20 protein-coding genes and 1 pseudogene are annotated in these 25,698 nt (G+C 49.9%); 12 read left to right on the top strand and 9 right to left on the bottom strand.

The features are described from left to right. Nucleotides 1-237, bottom strand: a 237-nt coding sequence (locus BLR97_RS18055) for a transposase (protein ID WP_422821938.1), incomplete at its 3' end; no start/stop codon positions are given. A 277-nt stretch (nucleotides 238-514) separates the two neighbouring features. On the opposite strand from BLR97_RS18055, the gene BLR97_RS18050 reads away from it, so the two are divergent. After that, on the top strand, nucleotides 515-2,284 hold the full coding sequence (locus tag BLR97_RS18050; RefSeq protein ID WP_089708090.1) for a S8 family peptidase: 1,770 nt from the start codon (nucleotides 515-517) through the stop codon (nucleotides 2,282-2,284). A 300-nt stretch (nucleotides 2,285-2,584) separates the two neighbouring features. After that, nucleotides 2,585-3,106 (top strand): hypothetical protein, encoded by a 522-nt coding sequence (locus BLR97_RS18045; RefSeq protein ID WP_244511381.1) that lies wholly within the window; start codon nucleotides 2,585-2,587, stop codon nucleotides 3,104-3,106. A 275-nt stretch (nucleotides 3,107-3,381) separates the two neighbouring features. On the opposite strand, the gene mnmE is transcribed toward BLR97_RS18045, so the two are convergent. The 4 genes from mnmE to rpmH form a co-directional block, all read right to left on the bottom strand. Continuing rightward, nucleotides 3,382-4,752 (bottom strand): tRNA uridine-5-carboxymethylaminomethyl(34) synthesis GTPase MnmE, encoded by a 1,371-nt coding sequence (gene mnmE, locus BLR97_RS18040; RefSeq protein WP_089708088.1) that lies wholly within the window; start codon nucleotides 4,750-4,752, stop codon nucleotides 3,382-3,384. Between the two features lie 98 nt (nucleotides 4,753-4,850). Further along, entirely contained in the window at nucleotides 4,851-6,554 is a 1,704-nt protein-coding gene (yidC, locus tag BLR97_RS18035) for a membrane protein insertase YidC (protein WP_089708086.1), read from the bottom strand. A 113-nt stretch (nucleotides 6,555-6,667) separates the two neighbouring features. After that, entirely contained in the window at nucleotides 6,668-7,066 is a 399-nt protein-coding gene (gene rnpA / locus BLR97_RS18030; protein WP_089708085.1) for a ribonuclease P protein component, read from the bottom strand. A gap of 13 nt (nucleotides 7,067-7,079) precedes the next feature. After that, nucleotides 7,080-7,214 (bottom strand): 50S ribosomal protein L34, encoded by a 135-nt coding sequence (rpmH, locus tag BLR97_RS18025; protein WP_074398078.1) that lies wholly within the window; start codon nucleotides 7,212-7,214, stop codon nucleotides 7,080-7,082. 532 nt (nucleotides 7,215-7,746) lie between these two features. Here rpmH and dnaA point away from each other — a divergent pair. From dnaA to gyrB, 4 genes are all read left to right on the top strand, one after another. After that, nucleotides 7,747-9,222: a chromosomal replication initiator protein DnaA gene (gene dnaA / locus BLR97_RS18020; protein WP_089708083.1), complete on the top strand. Its 1,476-nt coding sequence runs from the start codon at nucleotides 7,747-7,749 to the stop codon at nucleotides 9,220-9,222. 57 nt (nucleotides 9,223-9,279) lie between these two features. Further along, nucleotides 9,280-10,383: a DNA polymerase III subunit beta gene (dnaN, locus tag BLR97_RS18015; RefSeq protein ID WP_089708081.1), complete on the top strand. Its 1,104-nt coding sequence runs from the start codon at nucleotides 9,280-9,282 to the stop codon at nucleotides 10,381-10,383. 98 nt (nucleotides 10,384-10,481) lie between these two features. After that, on the top strand, nucleotides 10,482-11,585 hold the full coding sequence (recF, locus tag BLR97_RS18010; RefSeq protein ID WP_089708079.1) for a DNA replication/repair protein RecF: 1,104 nt from the start codon (nucleotides 10,482-10,484) through the stop codon (nucleotides 11,583-11,585). A gap of 39 nt (nucleotides 11,586-11,624) precedes the next feature. Then, nucleotides 11,625-14,045 carry a DNA topoisomerase (ATP-hydrolyzing) subunit B gene (gyrB, locus tag BLR97_RS18005; RefSeq protein WP_089708078.1) on the top strand — a complete coding sequence of 807 codons (2,421 nt, stop codon included), beginning with the start codon at nucleotides 11,625-11,627 and terminating at the stop codon, nucleotides 14,043-14,045. A gap of 120 nt (nucleotides 14,046-14,165) precedes the next feature. Here gyrB and gmhB read toward each other — a convergent pair whose 3' ends face one another. The 3 genes from gmhB to glyQ all read right to left on the bottom strand — a co-directional run bounded on the left by gmhB (nucleotide 14,166) and on the right by glyQ (nucleotide 17,946). After that, nucleotides 14,166-14,735 (bottom strand): D-glycero-beta-D-manno-heptose 1,7-bisphosphate 7-phosphatase, encoded by a 570-nt coding sequence (gene gmhB, locus BLR97_RS18000; protein WP_089708076.1) that lies wholly within the window; start codon nucleotides 14,733-14,735, stop codon nucleotides 14,166-14,168. 185 nt (nucleotides 14,736-14,920) lie between these two features. After that, nucleotides 14,921-16,987, bottom strand: a complete 2,067-nt coding sequence (gene glyS / locus BLR97_RS17995; RefSeq protein WP_089708075.1) for a glycine--tRNA ligase subunit beta — start codon at nucleotides 16,985-16,987, stop codon at nucleotides 14,921-14,923. Beyond that, the gene (glyQ, locus tag BLR97_RS17990) at nucleotides 16,987-17,946 is read right to left on the bottom strand and encodes a glycine--tRNA ligase subunit alpha (protein WP_089708073.1); all 960 of its coding nucleotides are present in this window, start codon (nucleotides 17,944-17,946) and stop codon (nucleotides 16,987-16,989) included. The genes glyS and glyQ overlap by 1 nt, the downstream gene beginning before the upstream one ends. A 109-nt stretch (nucleotides 17,947-18,055) precedes the next feature. Here glyQ and rfaD point away from each other — a divergent pair, with 109 nt between their 5' ends. Continuing rightward, entirely contained in the window at nucleotides 18,056-19,012 is a 957-nt protein-coding gene (gene rfaD, locus BLR97_RS17985; RefSeq protein WP_089708071.1) for an ADP-glyceromanno-heptose 6-epimerase, read from the top strand. Beyond that, nucleotides 19,005-20,048, top strand: coding sequence for a lipopolysaccharide heptosyltransferase II (gene waaF / locus BLR97_RS17980; protein WP_089708069.1), 1,044 nt, complete (start codon nucleotides 19,005-19,007; stop codon nucleotides 20,046-20,048). The genes rfaD and waaF overlap by 8 nt, the downstream gene beginning before the upstream one ends. Here waaF and BLR97_RS17975 read toward each other — a convergent pair. Further along, nucleotides 20,038-21,692, bottom strand: a pseudogene (locus BLR97_RS17975) (sulfatase-like hydrolase/transferase). The gene waaF and the pseudogene BLR97_RS17975 overlap by 11 nt on opposite strands. Before the next feature lie 351 nt (nucleotides 21,693-22,043). Here BLR97_RS17975 and BLR97_RS17970 point away from each other — a divergent pair. The 4 genes from BLR97_RS17970 to BLR97_RS17955 all read left to right on the top strand — a co-directional run bounded on the left by BLR97_RS17970 (nucleotide 22,044) and on the right by BLR97_RS17955 (nucleotide 25,444). Further along, nucleotides 22,044-22,826, top strand: a complete 783-nt coding sequence (locus tag BLR97_RS17970) for a glycosyltransferase family 2 protein (protein WP_089708067.1) — start codon at nucleotides 22,044-22,046, stop codon at nucleotides 22,824-22,826. A gap of 5 nt (nucleotides 22,827-22,831) precedes the next feature. Continuing rightward, nucleotides 22,832-23,869 carry a glycosyltransferase family 4 protein gene (locus tag BLR97_RS17965; RefSeq protein ID WP_139172986.1) on the top strand — a complete coding sequence of 346 codons (1,038 nt, stop codon included), beginning with the start codon at nucleotides 22,832-22,834 and terminating at the stop codon, nucleotides 23,867-23,869. A 9-nt stretch (nucleotides 23,870-23,878) separates the two neighbouring features. Continuing rightward, nucleotides 23,879-24,457: a YrbL family protein gene (locus tag BLR97_RS17960; RefSeq protein WP_089708063.1), complete on the top strand. Its 579-nt coding sequence runs from the start codon at nucleotides 23,879-23,881 to the stop codon at nucleotides 24,455-24,457. Nucleotides 24,458-24,547: 90 nt separating this feature from the next. Beyond that, nucleotides 24,548-25,444, top strand: coding sequence for a hypothetical protein (locus tag BLR97_RS17955; RefSeq protein ID WP_139172984.1), 897 nt, complete (start codon nucleotides 24,548-24,550; stop codon nucleotides 25,442-25,444). Nucleotides 25,445-25,698: the final 254 nt, after the last annotated feature.

Below are 25,698 nucleotides of genomic sequence, written 5' to 3'. Positions count from 1 at the left end.
CCAGCCCATGGCCCGTTGCAGCACCACGGTACGAACTTGGCTGGCCAGAGAGTGACGGATACGCTGCGGGTCGCGCTGATCGACCAGATTATCCTCCAGTGCGTCAATGACACCGCTGTTGTCGAGCGCTTCGCGGAGCAGCAGAGCACCGCTATCACTGGTGGTGCGCTCACCGCTCATTTCGACGCGGATAGACCCGTTGCAGGAGGGAGTCCAGGGAGATAAGATTTCACCCATAGCGAATGGCCTCTTGGAATCGTGTTCTTGCAGGAACTGTATGATTCTATTGGAGTTTACCATTCGCTATCTTCGTTTTCAGCACTCCCTCATGAATATCCCAGGTTTAGGTGAGCTCTAAGGACGAACATTAAGTTCGTTTATAAATTACCCTGAAATATCGTTTCATGCGGTAAAAGCTGAACTACCAGCAAGCAGTATTAAAAGTATACTCGAGAGTATTGATAATACTGATAAGCGAAGTAATGAAATAAAACTAATAACATTTCCTGGGATTATGTATTTTCGTCCAACAGGTCAAAGTCTTGCTCCTGCTGAAGACGACGAAGGGGTACCGTTTGACTTTCCGGACATTCCTTCGGAAGAAGGGCCAGTAGCCGCCCTTATCGACGGCTTCCCTCTGTTACAGCACGATGCCCTAAAAGAAAGGATACTAATTGATGATATTTTTGAATTAGAGCGCCATTATCAGCCTGGCGATCGAAAGCATGGCACCAGCATGGCATCGCTAATACTGCATGGTGATATGGGTGCTGAATATTCTGAACCGCTGACTAGGAAGTTATATTGCATTCCAATAATGCAACCAGACCCTAAAACACAAAATAGAAGCGAGCATATACCGGAGGACACCTTTTTTGAGGATAGGCTTCATATAGCTATAAAACACCTAGTAGAAGGATCGGAAACTTCACACTCCACCGGCATTCGACTGATTAACTTGTCTATGGGAGATCCTGAAAGACCTTTTATTCACACACCAAGTCCGTGGGCGAGACTTCTTGATTGGTTATCTTGGAAGTATCGAATTTTATTTTGTGTGAGTTCTGGCAATTGTATAAAACCGATTGATTTAGGCGTTAACCACAATGATTTTCGGGCTCAAACAGATGATGAAAAGCTATCTTCGTTCTTGAGATCTGTATCTCAAGATTTGTCTTCCAGAAGACTCATCTCCCCAGCTGAATCGCTAAATTCTTTAACTATCGGAGCGTTGCATGCTGATGATTTTGGAGAATATGTCGCAAATGGTAGAGAAGATATACTGCCGAGCAGTGAAATTTTCAGTCCGATATCAAGATTAGGATATGGGTTCCGAAAATCAGTAAAACCAGAAATTTTCCTGCCCGGGGGAAGGCAGCTCTATAATCCGCCTATGCTCGATAGGGATACTACATATCAAATCAACAACTTTACAGCTTTAGGTCCTGGTCAACGAGTTGCATCTGATGGTTCAAAACAAGGTGAGTTATCAAGTACTGCATTTACAAAAGGTTCGAGTAATTCTGCAGCTCTGGCTACTCGTGCCGGTATCAATATATACGACATGCTGGTTAGGCTCAGGGAAGACGAGAATGAGGAAATCCCAGATGACCTTATCTGTGTCGTCATTAAAGCGTTATTAGTACATGGAGCGAGACATCCGGAAAGTGCAAAGAAACCTTTAGTTCAATCACTTAAAACTAGTTCTAACTCTCGGCGGATAAAAGAAGTTATATCTAGATATGCGGGATACGGCACTCCTGATATAACAAGAGTGCTTGAATGCACGTCCCAAAGGGCTACGGTTATTGGTTGTGGAGAAATTCGAGAAGATGAAGTTCACGAGTATAAGTTCCCATTGCCAAGCGATCTTTCTGGCGAAAAATTGTGGAGGCGTCTTGCCATTACTCTCGCATGGTTATCCCCGATAAATCCCGATCATCGGAACTTAAGAGAGGCTAAACTTAATATTGAATCGGGTGGAACTAATTGGGGCAAGACGCCTTTAAAGGTAAAAAGACAAGATGCTGACCATAATCAAGTATTGAGAGGTACAGTTCAACACGAAGTGTTGGAAGGTAAAAACGAGATTGCTGCATTCCAAGAAGGAGACTCGTTAGTTTTGAGAATTATCTGTAAGAAAGATGCAACTAACCAACTGGATGAGTCAATTCCATACGGTTTAGCGGTAACCCTAGAGGTTAAAGAAGATACACAGATTAATATTTACCAGCAAATTAAAACTGCAATCAAGCCTCAGGTTCCAGTTGGCTCAAACCTTTAAGTTGGGATCTAGTATGAATTTGAGCAGTATCTAGTTTGATGGGTGCCTTTTTTTAATATAATGTACTATTATGTGCAAAATATTGGTTTATATGGACTATTTTTAGTTTTCCTCTTGCATACTCTCAACCTCATGGGAATATTTAATAAAAGCAGGAGGACATAATGAAAAAATTAGCACCCTTAACTACGGCAATATTGGCCGCTGCCCTGGCTGGCTACGCGGCCACCTCACGAGCTTACGATCCGGAAGAATCAATTTCGGGCTTTAAACCTGGCGAGAGCCGGTGGTACCTACGATATGGATTTGCGGGACTCTAAGGACGGTATCCGCTCCTACGGTAAAGACATGTTGGTGCCCTTACTGGATATTGTCAGTCTTGCGACTTCATTCGATGCACCGCTTCGACATCTGTCCGGTACCAAGACGTTTCTGTTCAACGCTACCCACATCATGATGACTCCAGAAAATCCGTCGGCGAGACCAAGCCTTATGGGTTGGATGCTTGCTTCGATGGTTGCGTCAGAACATCAAGCATATGAGCAGTATTTGGATCTGGTAGACCAGGCCATGCTGCAAGTTGCCAATGATATGGAGTTGAATGCCACCAAACTCAGCAACGTGGAGACGCCTTATATTGATGGCCATCCACTGGTGCTTTGGTCTATTGAAAGCGCTGAGTACGGGTGCGGTATAGGTCAATGTATGGTTGCCTACAACATAAAGACTCCGAATCGCTGGAAGGCACTCGCCTACGTGGAAGGTGGTGAATCTGAAAGCACAACATCGCAGCCAATCATCCAGAGAATTACTCTCGCGTGATTTTCCGGCAATCAGGTGAGCAATTTAGCTTCCCTGTGGACGAGTTCTACCGCGCTATCAGCGGTGCTATACCATTCTGGATAGTAATGTATTTTCCGCCGGGCACCATCATCCAAGATGACCAGTGATGTACGAGCAGGGGTAGCGAAGCCAAATCATGAGTGACTGGCACGATGAACTTTAGTTCGCACTGTTACCGCTTGAGGACACCAAAATCGCCAGCGACTGCATGACCTTTGTGGTCAGTTGGGTGCTCTTCGATCTATTTGGCCGTTTTATTTGCCGATACAGAAGCTGCCGAAGATCTCGCCCAACAAATCGTCGGCGCTGAATTCGCCGGTAATCTCGCCGAGCGCCTGTTGGGCATTGCGTAGGTCTTCTGCGAGTAACTCGCCTGCGCCGTAGCCATCGAGCTGAGCGCGTCCGGTTTCAAGAGCGTTCATCGCACGGTCAAGCGCGTCAAGGTGGCGACGGCGGGCTGAAAAACGGCCTTCGGTGGTGGCCGAAAAACCCATAATGTCTTTCAAGTGCGTCTTTAAGTTATCCACACCCTGTCCGGTTTTCGCTGATAAGCGCACCGTGGGTGGCGATGTGGATAAATCAATGTCTGCCTGCTCAGCGCTGGTGTCGATTTTATTGCGCACCAGGGTGAGGCGCTGCTGATCCGGTAGCCGGGCAACAAATTCTGGCCAGATAGCCATTGGGTCGGTCGCGTCGGTGGTGGAAGCATCCACGAGTAAAAGCACTCGATCAGCGTTTTCGATCTCTGCCCAAGCCCGGGCAACGCCGATCTTTTCCACTGCGTCAGGGGTATCGCGCAGGCCGGCCGTATCAATCACGTGCAGGGGCATACCGTCGATATGAATATGTTCGCGCAGCACGTCCCGGGTGGTGCCTGCGATGTCGGTGACGATGGCGGTATCTTGCTCGGTCAACGCATTAAGCAGGCTTGATTTGCCTGCATTGGGGCGACCGGCAATGACGACACTCATGCCTTCGCGCATTAGCGCCCCTTGGCCGGCGGCAGCGCGTACTTCGACAAGTTCATGGCGTACGTTGTCCAGCAAGCCTGCCACATGGCCATCGGCGAGAAAGTCGATCTCTTCCTCTGGAAAATCAATCGCTGCCTCAACGTATATGCGTAGCTCAATAAGGCGCTGTACCAGTGCCGATACGCGATTGGAAAACTCGCCCTGAAGTGAGCGTACCGCGTTTTCGGCCGCCGAGCGTGAGGTCGCCTCGATCAGGTCGGCTATCGCCTCGGCCTGGGCAAGATCAAGCTTGTCATTGAGAAAAGCGCGCTCGGAAAACTCGCCGGGCCTTGCCAGTCTTGCCCCTAGCTGCACACAGCGTTCAAGCAGTATATCCATGATCACCGGCCCGCCGTGGCCCTGGAGCTCCAATACGTCTTCACCGGTAAACGAGTGCGGATCAGGAAAAAGTAGCGCGATGCCCTCGTCAATGCTGCTTTCCGCGCCCATAAAAACGCCATAGTGCGCATGGCGGGGAGCTGGGCAGTGCCCTAGCATGGCCGTGGCGATATCGCGGCAGGCGGGGCCTGAAACACGAATGATGCCGACGCCGCCACGGCCGGGTGGGGTTGCCAAGGCGGCAATGGTGTCTTGGGTATAGAGTCGGTCAGCCATGGCGCTTCTCGCTGGAAAATGAGGCTAGTGTGAATTTTTTACCCCTAAAACGCCAGACCCCCGCAAGGGCGGGGGTCTGGGTGTCTTCGGGTATCGGCTTATTTTTTAGTTTTCATGCCTTTACCAATACTGGGGTCTTGCTCGATTTTGCGCGTAATAAAGTACTGCTGCGCCACCGAAATAATGTTGTTGACCACCCAGTAGATAACCAGGCCTGCCGGGAACCACAGGAAGAAGAACGTAAAGATGATGGGTAGCATCTTCATGATCTTCGCCTGCATGGGATCAGGCGGCGTGGGGTTAAGTTGTTGCTGTACGAACATCGAAACGCCCATCAAAATCGGCAGGATAAAGTACGGGTCTTTCACCGAGAGATCCTGAATCCAGAAGATGAAAGGCGCGTGGCGCAGTTCAACAGACTCCAATAGCATCCAGTAGAGAGCGATGAAGACCGGCATTTGAACCAAAATGGGTAAACAACCACCGAGCGGGTTGATTTTCTCTTTCTGGTAGAACTTCATCATCTCTTGAGACATTTTCTGGCGATCATCGCCATACATCTCTTTGAGACGTTGCATCTCAGGGCCGAGTTTGCGCATCCGCGCCATCGACTTGTAGGCCTTGGCAGAGAGCGGGAACAGTACGGTTTTTACCAGCACCGTCAACAGTACGATCGACCAGCCCCAGTTGCCCACGATGTCGTGGATTTTATCAAGCAGCCAGAATAAAGGGTTGGCCAGGAACCATAGCCAACCATAATCAACGGTTAAACGTAGATTAGGGGCTACTTCCTCAAGGTGATCCTGAATCTTGGGCCCCATATACAGCGTGGCACTTAGTGTGGCTTCTTCTTCCGCTGCCATATCACGGGTAGGGCCGGCAAAGGCAACAACGTTACGATCGCGTGAATCCGTCGAGACGTAGTAAAGGTTTTGCTGATCCTGAGGCGGTGCCCACGCAGAGACAAAATAATGTTGGATAATGGCTATCCAACCGCCTTGCGCCTCTTTGTTGTTGAACCCGCCGCTTTGGATATCGTCGAAATCAATCTTTTCGTAGTTCTCTTCTGGGGTTGAGTAGGCCGCGCCCAGATAAGAATTCATGCCCATGCTGACGCCGCTTGACGGGTCAGGGCTGTTGTCCCGCGCTAGTTGGCCAATAAAGCGAGCGCTAACGGGCTCACCAGTGTTATTGGCCAAATAGTAATTTACCTTAACGGCGTAGTCACCGCGTTCGAAGGTGAGCCGCTTGATGACATCAACACCGTTAACGTTGGCTGTCAGGTTCACTTCGACCCGATCATCATCATCGCCCAGTAAATATTCGCTGCTTTCAGGCGTAAAGGTGATACGGCTTGCTTCGCCGTTAAGCTGAAGCCCCGAGCGGGCTACGTAGCTGCGGGTTTGATTATCGGACAGCAAAATATAGCTGCGATTCGATTCGAGCGCCTGCTTATGCTGCGGCAGTGCCGCATAGACGATATCGCCGCCGTGCGGATCAATACGAACATCCAAAACATCCGTGGTGACGGCAATAAAGTCACGGCTGTCGCTTTCGCTGCTATCCAGTGCCTCTTGAGACGACGAGCCACCTTCGTTGGGCACAGCCAAGCTCTCAGCGTTATCGTCGCCGGTTCCTGCCCCGCTACTCGACGATGGAACGGCGCTGCTGCTCGTTTGGTTTTGCGATATCTCAGACGACGATTGGTAAGACGTCTGTCCGTAATCCTGATTCCACTGTACAACCAGTAGATAAGCCAGGATGGCAAGTGGAATCAGTAATATTAGTCGTTTTACGTCCATGAGGGTTCTGCCCGCTGGGTAGTGAACATGCTATGGCGCAGTGTCAATTACTCGACCTATGACACACGAAAGCCTGCCAGGCGGCAGGCCGAGGTAGAGCGATGAGGTGCCGATCAAGTATCGCGCATTGAGCCGCTAGCAAGAGGCGCATTAGCTGCTTGTGCATCGCGCCGAAGTCGCTTCCACATGCCGTGGAGTTGACGGAATAACACGTCGTTGTCCACTTCCTGAACGCCACGCCGAGCAAGCACCACAATATCCACAGCGGGGAGCTGGTCTTGACGTAGTCGAACCGACTCGCGAACGAGGCGTTTGAAGCGATTTCGATCAACGGCGAGTTTCACATTTTTTTTGCTGACCACTAAGCCAAGGCGAGGATGCCCTAAGGTATTCCAGCGTGCTAGCGCCATCATCCCTTTGCCATGCACCTTGAGGTCTGCTTGCTCAAACACGAAACGGTAATCCCCAGCGTTAAGTAACCTAAAGCACCGGGGAAACCCTTGATGTGGCACACGCAATCCGAGATCAGGCGCTCAGACGCTTACGGCCCTTGGCGCGGCGACGTGCGATAATGGCACGGCCGTTTTTGGTTGCCATACGAGCACGGAAGCCATGCGCGCGCTTGCGCTTAAGAACGCTAGGTTGAAAAGTGCGTTTCATAACTCGTTATTCCCACGTGGTTTAGGACGGAAAATGAATTCCAGAATGCCCGGTCCAGTGAGGAACTAGCCGGGAGATTTAATTCAAGACCGGAAATTGTAGAGGCTTCCTACGTCACGTGCAATTTTTCCTTGCAAAAAAGACCGGATGTTCAGAGATGACGCCCCCGATGTGATGCGCTGCGTTTCGCTATCACGTCATTTATCGTATCCGTACAATGTTGATAAGACGCTGTGACTAATAGTGGGGATACATTTTGTTAACAACTCGATATTAACTATCAAATTCAGTTGCTTATATGTTGTTTTATTATGTGTATAAGTTGCGCAAAAGACGATGATAAGCCGTTGATTAGCTGTGAATTAAAGTCTCGCTTTGATGAGCTTTTAGTCACCGTTAGCTAGCTAAACAGCCAAGCCTTATCGTGAAAAAGAAAGTTTTCCACAGGTTATTAAATCAGCCAATACCTGTGTGGATAACCACGCCGTTGGGCGCTACAATGGTCGGCCGTTTTCAACTGATGGTGAGATGAGTGTCACTCGCGCTTTGGCAACAGTGCCTGGATTACCTGCAGGACGAGCTGAGTTCGCAGCAGTTCAATACATGGATACGTCCATTACAGGCCGAAGATAGTGAGGCTAATGAGCTGCGCTTGTTGGCCCCCAACCGCTTTGTGCGTGATTGGGTCAGTGACAAGTATGCCAAGCGGATTAGTGAGTTAATGCGTGAGCTTGCCCCTTCCAAGCCGCCTAAAGTCAGCCTGACCGTTGGCAGCCGTCGTCCTGCGACACCTGCTCCGCAGCCTCGCGACTTGGGTAACCCGGTGTCCGCCTCCCCGGCACCCCGGGCGTCGGCGGCGGTTCACACGCCGCCGCGTGGTGATATTGCGGATGAGCGTGAAATTGATCGATTAAGAGATGAAAACGGTTCGGGAGGCGGGCGACGCAACAATGAGCGTCAAGTACAGGTAGAGGGCAGTCTCAAGCACCATAGCGGACTGAACCCTAATTTTACTTTCGACACCTTTGTTGAAGGTAAATCTAACCAACTCGCCCGTGCGGCATCTCGGCAGGTTTCCGAGAATCCGGGTGGGGCCTATAACCCGCTATTTTTATACGGCGGTGTGGGGCTTGGTAAAACCCACTTGATGCACGCGGTGGGTAATGCCCTGGCGGTGCGCCGTGAAAACGCGCAGGTGATATATCTTCACTCAGAACGTTTCGTCGCCGATATGGTCAAGGCGCTACAGCTAAACGCTATCAATGACTTCAAGCGCTTTTATCGCAGTGTCGATGCGTTACTTATTGATGATATTCAGTTTTTTGCTGGAAAAGAGCGCTCGCAGGAAGAGTTCTTCCATACGTTCAATGCGTTATTGGAAGGCGGTCAGCAGATGATCTTGACGTCAGACCGCTACCCCAAAGAAATCAGTGGCGTTGAAGAGCGTCTGAAATCACGTTTTGGCTGGGGCCTAACGGTGGCGATTGAGCCGCCTGAGCTGGAAACTCGCGTTGCCATTTTGATGAAAAAAGCCGAGCAAGCCAAAGTTGACTTGCCTCATGATGCGGCTTTTTTCATTGCTCAAAAGATTCGTTCGAACGTGCGTGAGTTGGAAGGCGCGCTCAAAAAAGTGATTGCCGATTCGCACTTTATGGGCAAGACCATTACCCAAGACTTTATTCGCGAGTCGCTGAAAGACCTGTTGGCTCTGCAAGATAAGCAGGTCGGGGTGGATAATATTCAGCGCACGGTCGCGGAATATTACAAAATCAAGGTGGCCGATTTGCTATCCAAGCGTCGTTCTCGTTCGGTGGCTAGGCCTCGACAGGTTGCGATGGCACTCGCTAAAGAGCTGACCAACCACAGCTTACCTGAGATCGGCGATGCCTTTGGCGGGCGTGACCACACTACGGTGCTGCATGCCTGCCGCAAGGTAAAATCATTGCAAGAAGAAAGCGCGGACATTCGCGAAGATTACAAAAATTTATTACGCCTACTAACCAGTTAATCACCCGAGGACGGACCTGTCTTTAGCAGGTCTTTCAGGATATAGAACGGAGTATTGATGAAATTTTCGATTTCCCGAGAGGCGCTGCTACGTCCACTAACGCTGGTGGCAGGGGTGGTAGAGCGTCGTCAGACATTGCCAGTGTTATCCAATGTGTTGATACAGGTCGAAGGCGATCAAGTAGCTTTAACCGGTACGGATTTAGAAGTTGAACTGGTAGGCCGGACTGTGGCCAGCCAAGTTGACCAGGAAGGGTCGGCGACCGTGCCCGCACGTAAGTTGATGGATATATGTAAATCGTTGCCTGATCAGTCAGATATACAGTTAGGGGTTGAAGAAGGACGAGCTGTTTTACGCAGTGGGCGTTCGCGCTTTACGCTGTCTACGCTGCCGGCAGCTGAGTTTCCGTCTATTGAAGATGCCGAAGGTAGCCAAGAGCTAAGCGTTCCTCGTGGTACCCTGAAGCACCTCATTGAAGCCACTTCGTTTGCGATGGCACAACAAGACGTGCGCTATTACCTCAATGGCATGTTACTTGAGATCCAAAGTAATTTGCTGCGCACTGTCGCCACTGACGGCCACCGTTTGGCGATGTGTTCACGCCCCGTTGATGTGGCGGTTGATCAGTCGCAAAAGCTGATTGTCCCACGTAAAGGTATTCTCGAGCTGTCGCGCTTATTAGACGACAGTGATGAGCCTGTTAGCTTAACGCTGGGAACGACGCATGTGCGGGCCCACACGGGGGATTTTACCTTCACCTCTAAATTAATCGATGGCAAATTCCCTGATTACGAACGCGTCGTGCCGCGTAACGGCGATAAGGTATTGATTGCAGAACGTGCTGAACTTCGCCAAGTGCTTTCTCGGACTGCGATCTTGTCTAATGAAAAGTACCGTGGTGTACGCCTTTATTTAGAAGAGAATAACCTTAAAGTCATGGCGAATAACCCCGAACAGGAAGAGGCAGAAGAAAACATCGCCGTTGAGTATGCGGGAACGTCCATGGAAATTGGCTTTAATGTGGGCTATTTAGTCGATGTTATGGGGGTGCTCGATGAGGATCGCGTGCAAATTACTCTCGCTGACGCCAATAGCAGTGCACTGCTAGAGGAGCCCGGTGGTGGTGATGCTCTCTACGTTGTGATGCCGATGCGGTTATAACGTATTATTGTCAACGACAACATAGCTTGGCGGCGCTGATTAAATCTCATGCGCCGCCAGCACTTTTCTAGTGCCGGTTAAAGACAAGTGATGGGTTAATGGGGCTTCTTCAACTTAATTTTGATGGTTTGCGTAACTTGCAGACTGTAGATATGGCCCCGTCGTCCCGTATCAACGTGATTAATGGTGTTAATGGCAGTGGCAAAACCAGCTTGCTCGAAGGTATCCATATACTGGGCATGGGTCGATCTTTCAGGACACGCCAGCTAAAGAATGTTATTCAAACTGAAGCTCCCTATGTGACGCTCTACGGCCGTTTAGCCGGTGAGCCACAGGTTGACCTTGGGGTGCGTCGTTTACGCAGCTCCAGTGAGCTGGAGCTGCGTGTCAAGGGCGATAAGAAGGCGCGCCTGGCTGATTTAGTTGAAACGATGCCGCTGCAGTTAATTAATCCCGATGCGTTTCGCCTTTTGGAGGGGTCGCCGTCCGGTCGGCGTGAATTCTTAGATTGGGGTGTGTTTCACGTGAAACACAATTTCCTAGCCATATGGAAGCGAACACGACGCGCGTTGAAACATCGGAATGCACTCTTGAGGCATGGTAGAATAGAACCACAGGAGTTGGCGGTTTGGGAGCAAGAGCTGGCGACCTGGGGTGAGCAAATGGATGTGCTGAGGCGAGCTTGGTTTGCTGAGTTTCTGCCTGTTTTCGAGGATACGCTCGATCAATTGCTTCCGTTGCCAGGTTTAACGCTCCGTTACGCTAGGGGATGGGATAAGAAGCGCGATTTAGCCGAGGTGTTACACGCGAGTCGGGCTACCGATCAGCAAATGGGTTTCACCCAACAAGGTCCTCAGCGCGCTGATTTGCGTATCAAGTTAAACAAGCAGCCCGCAATAGAAGTGCTTTCCAGAGGCCAGCAGAAATTAGTGGTCAGTGCGCTTAAATTAGCGCAGGGTCGGCTTCTGGAAAGTGCATCACAGCGACATTGCATCTATTTAATTGACGATTTGCCTGCTGAGCTCGATGAGCAACATCGCTTGCGTTTCTGTCAGTTACTCGAAGATATGCAATGCCAAGTATTTATTACCAGCGTCGAACCTAAAGCGTTAATGCAAACGTGGCAGGCTCAAACGCCCGTTAGTATGTTTCACGTGAAACATACAGATCGAGGGTTGAGCCAACTTACGCCGGATGGGTAGACGACACGGATAGAGACAGACTTCACGACGGAGTGGTCAATGAGCGAGCAGGCTTACGATTCATCAAGCATTAAGGTGCTCAAAGGGCTGGACGCAGTACGTAAGCGTCCAGGCATGTACATCGGTGATACCGACGACGGCACCGGGCTGCATCACATGGTCTTCGAGCTGGTGGATAACTCCATCGATGAAGCCTTGGCTGGCCACTGCAGTGAAATTCGCGTGGTTATTCACCCCGATGAATCCGTCACGGTTAGCGATAACGGTCGCGGTGTTCCAACCGAGATTCATGAAGGCGAAGGCGTATCGGCGGCCGAAGTCATTATGACCGTCCTACACGCGGGCGGTAAGTTTGACGATAATTCGTATAAAGTCTCGGGCGGTCTTCATGGAGTCGGCGTTTCCGTGGTTAACGCGCTGTCTGAAGAGTTGCGACTTACGATTTGGCGGCAAGGCGAAGTGTTCGAGCAAATTTATCGCGACGGTGTTCCTCAATCGCCGCTTGGCGTGGTTGGTAAAACCGACAATAGCGGTACGCGGGTGCATTTTCGGCCATCGCCCAAGACGTTCGGGAATATTGAATTTCACTACGATATCTTAGCCAAGCGCCTGCGTGAGCTGTCTTTCCTTAATTCCGGCGTTGCTATTCGCTTAATGGATGAACGCAGCGGTAAGGAAGAGCTGTTTCATTATGAAGGTGGTCTTAAAGCATTCGTTAACCACTTAAATAAAAACAAAACGGTTCTGAATCCCGTGTTCCATTTTAACGCCGTCCGAGACGATGGCGTAGAAGTTGAAGTGGCGATGCAGTGGAGCGACGCGTTCACCGAAAACATTTTCTGCTACACGAATAACATCCCCCAGCGAGATGGCGGCGCCCACCTAGCAGGGTTTCGTGCCTCGTTAACGCGCACGCTCAATCACTACATAGAAGCCCAGGGGCTGCTAAAAAAAACCAAGGTTAATACCTCGGGCGATGATGCTCGGGAAGGATTGACGGCGATTATTTCGGTCAAAGTGCCTGATCCCAAGTTTTCGTCGCAAACCAAAGATAAGCTGGTCTCATCAGAGGTGAAAACAGCCGTCGAGCAAGAAATGGGTCGGTTATTTTCGGATTATCTGATTGAGAAGCCAAACGAAGCCAAAGCGATCGTCAACAAGATGCTGGATGCTGCGCGGGCTCGTGAAGCGGCGCGTAAAGCACGTGACATGACGCGTCGCAAAGGCGCTTTGGATATTGCTGGCTTGCCCGGCAAGCTTGCTGATTGCCAGGAGAAAGACCCTAGCCAGTCTGAACTTTACCTGGTGGAGGGTGATTCGGCAGGTGGCAGTGCGAAGCAGGGGCGGGATCGCCGCACACAGGCGATTCTACCGCTGAAGGGTAAGATTCTTAACGTCGAAAAGGCGCGTTTCGATAAAATGTTGTCGTCGGCGGAAGTTGGCACGCTGATTACGGCGTTAGGCTGTGGTATCGGGCGAGAGGAATTTAATCCCGATAAGCTACGTTATCACTCTATTATCATCATGACCGATGCGGACGTGGATGGCTCACACATTCGAACATTGCTGCTTACGTTCTTTTTCCGTCAGATGCCTGAGTTGATTGAGCGTGGGCATGTCTTTATTGCCCAACCCCCGCTCTACAAAATCAAGCGTGGCAAACAAGAGTTGTATCTAAAAGACGAGCAGGCCATGGTCGATTACTTGACCACGACAGCGCTCGACGGGGCAGGCTTACACGTTAATGCCGATGCACCCAGCATTACCGGCTCGCAGCTTGAAACCTTGGTTAATCAATATCGCAACGTTATGAGGCGTATTGATCGGCTATCTCGTGTTTATCCCATTGAAGTGCTTAAGCAGACGGTTCATGCCACGGCACTACAGGGTGAAGCTAGTCTTAAAGACCGCGTTACCATGGAAAACTGGATTGCCGAGTTGCAAAAATTCATGGACGACATGCTGGCGTATGAAGGGGGGCCGCGTTATCAGTTTTATCTCCAGGAAGACGTTGAGCGTGGACTTTACCTTCCAGCGGTATCACTGATCGCCCATGGTGTTACGACCGAATACGTGTGGGGCCTGGACTTCTTTGAGAGCGCTGATTACCGCGGAATCGCTGGGCTTGGCGAGACACTGAATGGGTTGTTGGAAGAAGGGGCGTATATCGCCCGCGGTGAGCGTCAGCGGCCTGTTTCTCAGTTCTCCGAAGTCCTTGCCTGGCTTATGCAGGAAGGTCAGCGCGGGCTTTCTGTGCAGCGTTACAAGGGGCTGGGCGAAATGAACCCGGATCAGTTGTGGGATACTACGATGGATCCCGATAGCCGTCGTATGCTGCGTGTCACGATTGAAGACGCCGTCGCTGCGGATATGATGTTTAATACGTTAATGGGCGATGAAGTTGAGCCCCGCCGTGATTTCATCGAATCGAATGCACTTGTGGCAAACTTGGATATTTAGCGTAGTGTTTCACGTGAAACGCTAGCGCGGTAGCCGCGCTAAATGCAGCTTGAAAAAAGCGCCGCTCCTAAAAAGGGCGGCGCTTTTTTATCTCTTATTAGGCTATCAGGGTAGAAGGCTCTACCTAGGAGTCGGGTTATGCTGCTGGCACAGCCAGTCTGCAAACGCTGCCAAATCAGCGTAAATAACTGCGTTATCGAGGCCAACCTTGTTAGCTAATGTCTTCTCTCCTTTGCCGGTTTTAACCAGTGCGGGTCGACAGCCCACCGCTTCACCTGCTTGAAGGTCTCGAAGGCTATCGCCGACCATCCAACTCCCCGCTAAGCTCTCTATGCCCAGCTGATGCTGAATTTCTAGCAATAGCCCAGGTAGTGGTTTGCGACAGGTACATTGATCATCTGGGCCGTGTGGACAGTAAGCGATATAGGCAATGCGCCCGCCCTCAGACTCTACTAGGCTCACGAGCTGATTATGCATTTTGTGCAATGTCGCCTCATCATAATACCCTCGCGCAATACCCGATTGGTTAGTGGCGATGGCAATGGTAAACCCTGCTTGGTAAAGCTTGGCGATGGCCGAGATCGCGCTGGGGTAGGGGATCCATTCATCCAAAGATTTAATGTAATCGTCTGAGTCTTGGTTGATCACGCCGTCGCGATCAAGAATAACCAGTTGGTTGGCATTGGGCATAAGTGTCCTTCTTGAACTATTCGAGTACTGTTCAAAGCTTAATATGGGGGTGACAGCAGTGCGAATGTTTCACGTGAAACAGCTCGGCGAGGAAGTGAAAAGCCCGACACTTATTCAGTGCCGGGCTTGATTGCGAGTAAAGGGTTACATCTCCGCTTTAGTGAATACAGCGGAAAAATGGATACTTACTGGGGCAACTGAGAGATATCAGCTACTTCTAAGAACAGTGCCTGAAGGCTTGCCAGCAGTGCGAGACGATTACGGCGTACCGCTTCATCTTCCGTCATGACCATTACCTGATCAAAAAAAGCATCGACAGGCTCACGTAGAGCAGCCAATGCATCCAGCGCCTGTTGGTAATCTCCCGCTGCGAAGAATGGGGCTACCTGTGCCTGACTGGAGGACACCGCGTCGTACAATGTCTTCTCGGCTTCTTCATTGAGCAGAGCTGGATCGACGTGGGTGCTACCGTCATGGGACTGTTTGCTGAGAATATTGGAGACACGCTTGTTGGCAGCGGCTAGCGCAGCGGCTTCTTCGCGTTGGGAGAAAGCTTTGACAGCACGCAAACGGCGAGCGAAATCCAGCGGTTTGGAAACCGGGCGGGGGCGAACGGCCAGGTACATCTCCGCACTGATGCTCTCTTCCTGCCCCCAGGCGCGGAAGCGATCCAGCATGTAAGTCAGTACATCCTCGACGAGTCCATCAGCCTTAGGGAGGCCTTGGTGCTGCTTGGCGGCGACGTTGAGTAGATCTTTCAGGTCAAGATTTAGTTCGCCTTTGACCAGAATATTAAGCACGCCAATGGAGGCACGGCGAAGGGCAAAGGGGTCTTTTGCGCCGGTAGGACGCTGACCAATGCCGAAGATGCCCACCAGGGTATCCAAGCGGTCAGCCAGCGCCAGGGCTTGGCCGGTGAGGCTCTGAGGGATGGCATCGGTGGCAAAGCGGGGCAGGTATTGTTCTTCTAACGCCTGCGCCACTTCGGAAGGCTCACCATCTTGCTCGGCGTAGTAGCGGCCCATGATGCCCTGTAACTCAGGGAATTCGAGGACCATTTCGGTGACCAGGTCACATTTAGCAAGCGACACGGCACGTTGGGCGTGGGACACGTCACCGTTAATCTGCTCAGCAATAAAGCTGGCAATAGCAGTGCTGCGGCGTGCCTTGTCGGCTAAGGTTCCCAACTGCTGTTGAAATACGACGCTTTCAAGCTGCGGTATCCGCGACGCCAGAGTGCGCTTGCGGTCAGTGTCATAGAAAAACGCGGCATCGGCGAGGCGCGGGCGAATAACTTTTTCGTTGCCGGCGATTACCTGCTGGGGATCAGCGCTGTCGATGTTTGAAATGGTAATGAATAGCGGCTTCAGGTTGCCCTGGTCGTCCAGCAAGTGGAAGTACTTCTGGTTAGCCTTCATCGAGGAGATTAAGCACTCGGCCGGCACTTCAAGGAAGCGCTCATCGAAACTACCGGTCAGCGCGACGGGCCATTCGACCAAGCCGCTGACTTCTTCCAGTAAGTTCTCGTCGATCACCGCGTTGGCTTCCTGTACTTCAGCCTCCGCCAGCACTTGCTCGCGGATACGTTCGCGGCGCTGGTCGCGGTCAGCCAGCACATAGGCGTTTTCAAGCGCACCAAGATAGGCATCGGCGTGCTCAAGTTGAATAGCGTTAGGCGCGTGGAAACGGTGGCCGTAGGTGGTACGACTGGCTTCTAACCCCAGCGCTTCGGCGGCAATCACATCACTGCCGTATAGCGCCACTAGCCAATGCACAGGACGGGAAAACTCAATCCGAGAAGCGCCCCAACGCATGTTTTTGGGCACGGGCAGGGCGTCAATGGCTTTGCGAAGAATCTCGGGTAGCAGTGCCTGTATGTTGTCACCCTGTTGCTTTTCGCGATAGCCAAGCCAAGTGCCTTTATCGGTTTCCAAATGGATCAGTTGGTCAACGCTGACGCCACAGGAGCGGGCAAATCCTTCCGCTGCTTTGGTTGGGGCGCCGTCCTTAAACGCTGCGGCCAAAGCAGGGCCGCGGCGTTCTACCTCTCTGTCGGGTTGTTTGTCAGCCAACTGGCTAACCTGCACAGCAAGGCGACGGGGTGTGGCGTACGCAGTAACCGTCTGGAAGGGAATGTCGGCTTCCTGTAGGCCTTTCTCAATACCCGCGGCAAACGCATCGGAGAGCGCATCCAGCTCAGTGGGCGGAAGCTCTTCGGCCCCCAGTTCTAATAAAAGCGTATCAGCAGCCATTATGCGTCTCCCTGGTCGGCTAGTAGTTCTCGGCGCAGTGATTCAGTGGCCATGGGGAAACCTTCTGCTTTACGCGAATCAAAGTAAGCAGTGGCCACGTTTCTTGCCATGGTGCGAACGCGTAAAATAAAGCGTTGCCGTTCGGTGACTGAAATGGCATGGCGGGCGTCTAATAGGTTGAAGGTATGCGAGGCCTTCAATACTTTCTCGTAAGCTGGCAACGGTAGGTTAGCGGCTAGCAGTTTTCCGCATTCCTGCTCTTGGTGGTCGAAGTCGGCAAAGAGCTGATTAACGTCGGCGTGCTCGAAGTTGTAAGCGGATTGCTCGCGTTCGTTTTGCAGGTAGACATCGCCGTAGCTCACTTCACTGCCGTCGGGGGCAATCGCCCATACGAGGTCGTAAACGCTGTCGACGTTTTGCAGATACATGGCGATACGCTCAAGACCGTAGGTCAACTCGCCGGTGACGGGGTAACATTCAATGCCACCTGCCTGCTGGAAGTAGGTAAACTGGGTAACTTCCATGCCGTTGAGCCATACTTCCCAGCCAAGCCCCCAGGCTCCTAGAGTGGGGGATTCCCAGTTATCTTCGACAAAGCGAACGTCGTGTATTAGCAGATCCAGACCGAGGCGCTTTAACGAGCCAAGGTATAAGTCCTGCAAGTTGCTGGGAGATGGCTTCATTACAACCTGGAATTGGTAGTAATGTTGCAGGCGATTGGGGTTCTCGCCGTAACGGCCGTCCGTCGGGCGGCGAGAAGGCTGGACATAGGCTGCGTTCCACGTCTCAGGCCCAATGGCACGCAGGAAGGTGGCAGGGTGGAAGGTGCCTGCGCCGACTTCCATATCGAGCGGCTGGAGAATAACGCAGCCTTGCTCTGCCCAATATTGTTGCAGCGCAAGGATCAAGCCTTGAAAGGTCGACACATCAGGTGTCGATTGGTTTGTCGAGACACTCATCGCAGAAAGCACCGTTGGCCATGAATTCATTAGCCGTCAAGTATACAATCCCAGACAGATAGGTTATAGGCACCTAGGCCAACAAGCCGCTTTAGGTAAGGAGAATAGTATGATTGTGGTAACAGGCGGTGCCGGTTTTATCGGGGCCAACTTAGTTAAAGCATTGAACGCCCGTGGTCGTAGCGATGTGATGGTGGTGGACGATCTGCGCGATGGCACCAAGTTTGTCAATTTGGTCGACTGCACCTTGGCCGATTATCTCGATAAAGATGATTTCCTGGCTAGGGTAAAAGCTGCCCTGCGCGGTGAGAGCGTCGATCTACCTAAGATTGAAGCCATTTTCCATGAGGGGGCCTGCTCGGATACCACCGAGTGGGATGGTCATTACATGATGGAAAATAACTTCGAGTACTCCAAGGTACTGTTGAACTACTGCGAGTGGCAGGGAATTCCGTTTCTTTATGCCTCTTCCGCCGCTACCTACGGCGGTAGTGAGATTTTTAAAGAAGTCCCTGAGTGCGAAAAGCCGCTCAATGTTTACGGCTATTCTAAGCTGCTATTTGACCAGCACGTTCGGTTGCGCTGGGATGAGCTGACGACACAAGTGGTGGGCTTTCGTTACTTTAACGTGTACGGTCCACGAGAACAGCATAAAGGCAAGATGGCTAGCGTGGCGTATCATAACCACTTGCAAATTCGTAACGCTGAAAGCCTAAAGTTGTTTGGCGCGTATGCCGGCTATGAGGCGGGCATGCAAAGCCGCGACTTTGTGTATGTAGGCGACGTGGTAGACGTGAATCTATGGTTTTTAGACAACCCCAATGTCTCGGGCATTTTTAACCTGGGGACGGGACGAGCTGAGCCGTTCAAAGCAATAGGCGAAGCCGTGATCGACTTCTACGGCAAAGGGCAAATCGATTACATTGATTTTCCCGAAGAGCTAAAAGGGCGTTATCAAAGCTACACCCGCGCCGATATTAGTTATCTGCGTGAAGCAGGCTGCGATGTGGAATTCAAAACGGTTGCTCAAGGGGTATGCGCCTATTTGGAGTGGCTGAATGGCTAACACTGCAATGCGACTGCTGGTCATTGGCCCATCCTGGGTAGGTGATATGGTGATGGCCCAAAGCCTGTTTATGACGCTAAAAGTGCGTTTCCCCGGTGCTACCATAGGCGTGGTAGCACCGGCGTGGTCACAGCCAATTTTGGAGCGCATGCCCGAAGTAGACGAGGTGTTGCCGTTGGCGGTAGGCCACGGTGAATTCGGCCTTGCCAGCCGACGCGATCTGGCAAGGCGTTTAAAAGGTCGCTTTGACCGCGCTATTGTACTGCCCCGGTCTTGGAAAGCGGCGCTGGTTCCCTTTATGGCACGTATCCCTGAGCGGATCGGTTTTTTAGGTGAGCATCGCTATGGTTTGCTTAAAGAGCATCGTAAGCTCGACAGACAGGTACTGGATCAAACCGTTAAGCGCTTCGTATCGCTCGGCTTACCCCGAGATGAAGCGGAAGAGGGCGATTTCGCTATCCCTAAGCCTCGCTTAACCATTGATCGCGACAATTTGGTCAATTTGCGTCTGGCCCATGCGCTTTCCTCTCGCCCGGCCATCGGCATGATGCCAGGGGCTGAATACGGCCCAGCAAAACAGTGGCCGATCGCCTACTTTCATGCCTTGGCGAAAAAGTTGATCGCTGACGGTTATGAGGTTCGTGTACTCGGTGGGCCCAAAGACCATGATGACGCTAATGCTATTGTGGAAGGGCTATCTCAGGCGCACAATTTATGCGGTAAAACTGAGCTGGCAGATGCGGTGGATCTCCTAGCTGACTGCCGCCAGGTGGTCACCAATGATTCGGGCTTAATGCACGTGGCGGCAGCGGTAGGCGTACGTATCCACGCGCTTTACGGCTCTTCTTCACCCACTTATACGCCGCCGCTTACCCATAATGCCGTGATTCACTACCTGGGACTTTCCTGCTCACCGTGTTTTGCGCGTACTTGTCCGCTGGGCCACACTAATTGCTTAAATGAGCTATCGGTGGCGTCGGTTTATCAGGCAATCTTAGCTGACTGGCAGCAGGATATAGGGATGATTAACGCATAGTCTCATCTCTGTCGGTTCTGCCAGATGGCGTTTCAATTACTTGTTCCAGTGAGGGCCTCTCTCGGTATCACGGGGTTGAGGGGCGAGCCCATCCCACAAACGATGTTGTAAGGCGGTTTCCTGGCGCAGCCGTTCATTCAGCGTTTCCAAACTGTGACGCTCCACCAACGTCTTTTGCTCGCTAAGCAGTGAAACACCTAAGCCGGCCCGATGTTCATCCAGGGTGAAACCCAGGGCTTCGAGCAGGGTGGGGAATACGTCTAGCATTGTCGCATCGCGCTGAATGCGTTGAGGGGGTAAATGATCACCCAGCAGTATAAAGGTGTTTTCACGATCCAGTGCGGTCAACTCATCCCACACCGAGACGCGCATAGTGAGATGATCACTCATCACTGCCACGAGCGTATTGTCCAATAGCCCCTCACTGTCTAGGCGGTTAATCAAATCACGTGCCAGCCAAGCAGAGCACTCTACCGAATACAGAATATCCCGCTCATCAAACGGGCCCTGACGCTCGATACAACGTTGAGCGGGAAAGCCAGTGGGGGCATGGCCCGTAATGCTCAAGTTCACAACCCCCCATGGCCCATCATCGGCGTTGTCGAGCCGGCGAATTTCGTCAACGGTTATGTCATAAAGGCTGTCATCGTAAAGTCCCCAACTATTAACGTACTCAGGGTTATCTAGCTGGCGGGTTAATTCTTCCTTGCCTTTAACACGTTGAAATTGGTGGCCGCGATAAAATAAGCCCTTACCGGCAAATTCTTTGCTAGCACCGCCTAAAAAACTTAATCGGTAACCCTGGGCGGCTAATATATCACCCAGACAGTTAATCCCCGGGACCACGCTCTTCAACGGCTCAAATTGACTGTCATGGAGAAGACCGGCGGGCATTAGAGGAACACCACACTGGCTGGCTATCATACCGGCCATGGTCCAGCCGGTATTTTCCATTTGTCGAATGCCTTCAAAGACAACGCCGTGCTCACCAAGGGCGTTGAGATCATCGTAAGCATCGCCAAACTGAGGGTCGTCGTAGGTACGTTCGATACTCTCTAAATAAATCACTAATAGATTAGGGGCGCGCGATTGTTCTGAGGTGGGCGAGGCAACATAGCGATGGTCGAGCCAGTCTGCATCATCGGCCACCACCGCTGCGCTACGCTGACCAATGCCGTAAAGCAGAGGGTTACTGGCCAGCAAACCAATGGCAACGAAACGTTCCATTAGTCGCCAGCGTTGGTCATGGCGCGAAAGCCAAGTGACGGAAACCAGCACGCCGAACATACATAACGTATAAAGAGCGGCGGTGATCATTTTCCCCGCGCCGCCATGTTCTGCCATGCCTGCCTGTAGATGGAAAAAAACGGCACCTAAATCGACGTTACCGAAGCTATCTGCCAGGTAGACATAAATGCCTAACAAGCTTAACGGTGCTAGCGACCAGGGCCATACTTTGCGGTAGCGTGCATTAAGAGGGCGGCCCCAGCGTGATTTGACACCGACGCCTACCCATACAGCCGCAAAGAAGAACAGTGTCCACCAAGGCAGGCGCGTCAGCACGGTGATAGCATAGCCTAGGCAGAGGCCCAGCACCGTAATCGGCGGCCAAGTAGAAGTGTTTCGAAAAATACGCGCGGGCATGTGCCTCCTCTTGCGCTATTTTGAGAGATTGCTAACGGTAGATTGTTGCTCTCTGTTCATTAGCGTGCAAGTCTATTTGGATCGCTTTTTTCCCCTGCTATGCTGTCTATTCATGACCGGATCGCACGAAAATAGGTTTCATGGTCGCTTCATGGATCAGCGATTAGGAATCCAAGCATTACTAAAGCACCTTATAGCAGAGCTTGACCATATACATAATAGCTAAGTAAGCGTAAGCCATTGATTTTTTGACTAGTGCTATCGCCGTGTTAGTAAAAAGTTTACCATGAGGATGAATGAAGGTACGTACTGTGGTGCCGAAAGACTTCAATATAGGGAGGTGATAGCCGAGTGATAACTGCTAACATTATTACATTGAACGAAGAGAAACACATAGCGGAGTGTATCGAATCAGTTGCTAAGGTTTGTAGCGAAATTATTGTCGTAGATTCTGGTAGCGTCGACTCTACGGTTAGTATTGCAAAGTCTCTTGGGGCTAATGTTATATATCAACCCTACTTGGGCGACGGCTTCCAAAAAAATATAGCTATGGATCACGCTTCAAATGAATGGATACTTAGTTTAGACGCAGACGAAAGGTTGTCAGAAGAGATGGTGGAGGTAATAAAAAAGATAGACTTTAGTCAGTCCCCCTTTGATGGCTATGCGTTTAGAAGAAAAAATATGATTGGCTCAAGGTGGATAAAAGAGTGCGGCTGGTACCCTGATTTTTGCGTAAGATTATATCATCATAAAAGAGCAAAATTTTCAGAAGTAAAACAGCATTCAAGTGTTAAGTGTGAAAGTGTTTGTATGTTAAAAGCCGATATTATTCATTATTCTTTTGAAAATATAGGACAGCTTTTTTGCAAACCTGGCCGGGATTTTAGTGGCAGAGCTGCAAAAGTTATGTACCTTAATGAAAAAAAGGTAAATGCATATTCGCCTTTTATACATGGCTTCAGTGCTTTTTTAAAAAAATATTTGCTTCAAAAAGGTTTTTTAGCAGGCTTGGATGGTTTGACAGTTTCTATAAGTGCTGGACTAAGTGGGTATCTTAAATATGCTCGGCTGCTTGAGTTAAAAAAAGATTTATCGGTTTCAGAAAAAGAAGACTTTAATAAGATATGGTGACCTAGTTGAATATAGCACACGTTAATTTAGCGAGAGGGTTCCGTGGAGGTGAAAAACAAACTGTAATTTTGATAAAAGAACTCAGTAAAATGGGAGGAGTTAGTCACCAAACGTTGGTTTGTCGCGATGACTCTCCAATGAGAGAAGCGTTGTCAGATGTTTTAAACATAAGTTTCTACAAGGCAAATAATATCTTCGACGGGCACCTAACACAGCTTTCTGCAGATATGTTGCACGCACATGATGCTAAAGCGATTCACTGGGCTTATATAAATAAGAAAATTTATAAAGCTCCCTATATATTTACGAAAAGAGTTGATCTTCCTGTTAAAGATAAATTCTCTAACAAGCTGTCTTACTATGGAGCTTCGGCAGGCGTTGGAGTTTCAGATGCTGTTGTGAGAAAGATAGAGGATTTTGGTGTTAGTAGGATATACAAAATACCCGATGCTGGGTCTGACATAGTTGAGAATAAAAAGGAACAGCTTGAATTTCGCCAGAGATTTGAAAATAAGTTTATAGTTGGGCACATAGGTGCACTAGTTGATAGGGACAAAGGCCAAAAAGTAATTTTAAAGGCAGTTGAATTGTTGAATAAACAGAATAATGATTTTGTATTTGTCTTTTTTGGTGAAGGAGAAGATGAAAAAGTTTTAAAAAAAATCAGTAAAGGCTTTGAAAATGTTTTCTGGATGGGGTTTGATAGTAATGTAGATAGTTACATCTCTGCTTTCGATGCTTTTGTGTTTCCGTCTCGTAGTGAGGGTATGGGATCAATATTGATTGATGTTATGCAGGCCGGGGTTCCTATTGTTGCATCTCGTGTCGGAGGTATACCTGATATAATAGCCGATAAAGATAATGGTCTTTTGATAGAAAGCGGAGATTACGAAAAATTGGCGAGCAACTTGCTTGATATTAAAAATAATCTAATGCTTAGGGAAAGACTAATAAAAAATGGCATAAGTGAAAGTGAAAAATATTCTGCCCTTTCGATTGCTCAAAAATATTTTGATATTTATGAAAGAGTTTTAAGTGAGTGATGATTGAATATGAAGAAAGTTTTGCTGGATATCGAGAGTCTGATTGGGAAAGGCAATAAAAGATTATGTTTTGAATACCCCAAAAATAATCTGAGATGCATTAAGGTTGCCCACCGTAGAGATGGGTGGAAAGAGAATGTTATTGATTGGATTTATTTAAAATATTTGGTTTTCAGGAAGGCAGATTTAAGCCGTCTTGCCATGTGTCACGGGTGGGTGCTAACTAATTATGGTCGAGGGTTGGTTTTTGATAAGGTTGTTAATTTCGATGGAAAGAACGCTTCTACTCTCAAAGATTTTTTGAATAAAAACTTAGAAAGTTTGAGTCCTCAAGATGTATTGATGTTAGTTTCCGATCTAAAGCTTTGGGCTTTAAAGAATGGCGTAGCAGTTATAGAGCCGAACGAAGTTAATATTATGGTGAGGGATAACGGAGAGGCGTTGGAGTTGGTTGTCATAGATGGGGTGGGAGGAAGAGAGAGGTTTAGCATTAAAAATATTATGTATATTATTTCAAGAAGGTACTCTAACAGGAAGACAGAAAAACAGTTTTTAGCATTCGAAAGTAAATTGAAAAATCTGTTTTAAGGATTTTAAGGCTAAAAATTTAAGTAGAGAATTAAATTCTCAACTCACTTGGAATTCGAGTATCAAAATACATGTTGCTTTGGAGGCATAGTGTCACGTCAATTACCAGTTATACCCGGAAGAGACCCAGCATTTCTTCCATTAGCTGACGATAGAATGTATTGGCCGGTACAGCGCGCTTGGGCGCAAGTGGCGGTGCGTGAGGGTTTTCAGGCAGTGGTTGGCAACCCCATCGAGCGAACGATCTTCCAGCTATGGAAGTCCGGCGTTCCTGGAAGGAATATAGTGGAGCATATGGGGCTCCCACGTCGTGCAGTCGAACGGGACCTCAACAATAAGTTGATAATTCATGTAAACCCAAGGGATCTAGTGCGTATCCGGGATTGGCGTCAACTTCCTAAGCGTCAACGACCTCCAATTTCGGCGTTCATTTGGAGCGGAGATTGGGATCTGAGGCGTGGGGATCTTCGTTATGGCTCACGTTACCGTTTCATTAGTGACCTGGTGCTAAATCGCAATGATTTAACTCAGAGCGATGCGTTTTACCGTTACAAAGCTTATATTGATAAAGGCCGCCCCTGGTCTTCTCACCATTTAGGTATTTTTCTTGACTCGGAAGAGCGTATTCTCGCTTACCTGCGTGTTTATCTAAGTTTTATAGATGATATGAAGCGCAATGGTTTTGATCAGGATCGAGGTAAAGATGAATTAGGCGTTGTGGTAAGTAGATGCGGTCGTTTGATAAAAATAAACCGTGGTTTGCATCGGCTGGCCATGGCGCAATACTTAGGCCTGCCGACGGTGCCGGTGAAAGTGAAAGCTGTCCACAGAGAGTGGTGGCAAAAAGTGACCCAGAATACGCATGGCGCTGAAGCGCTTGAGCGTGTGGTTGAAGCATTACAGCATTGTCAGCCGGAAACAGAATCTGGCCCCCTTGATCCTGAGCAAACCCCTGAAAACTTTATGTGGCCATCCAGGAAATCCTAGATCAGCTTGCTGTGTGAGAGCCGTGAAGGTTGCGATAGCTTCCCATGTCCGGATTCAACTTGCTTGCACCTTCCCCAGTACCTCTGATTTAAGCTTTTTTGTACATGCCTGGGCGATCGATACAGGCGAAACTGGTCGTTCGTGGCGTGCTTTGTGATCGTTAAGGCAATCTGCAAAGTTGCGCACACCGATAGTGCGCTGAGTAACCAATTTGAAACCTGGTTGATGCAAGGTACGTGAGTACAGAGCCTCCG

Origin of the sequence: Vreelandella arcis, from assembly GCF_900103865.1 — a bacterium.
Classification (GTDB): Bacteria; Pseudomonadota; Gammaproteobacteria; order Pseudomonadales; family Halomonadaceae; genus Vreelandella; species Vreelandella arcis.
This window is presented reverse-complemented; position numbering and strand designations above follow the sequence as displayed.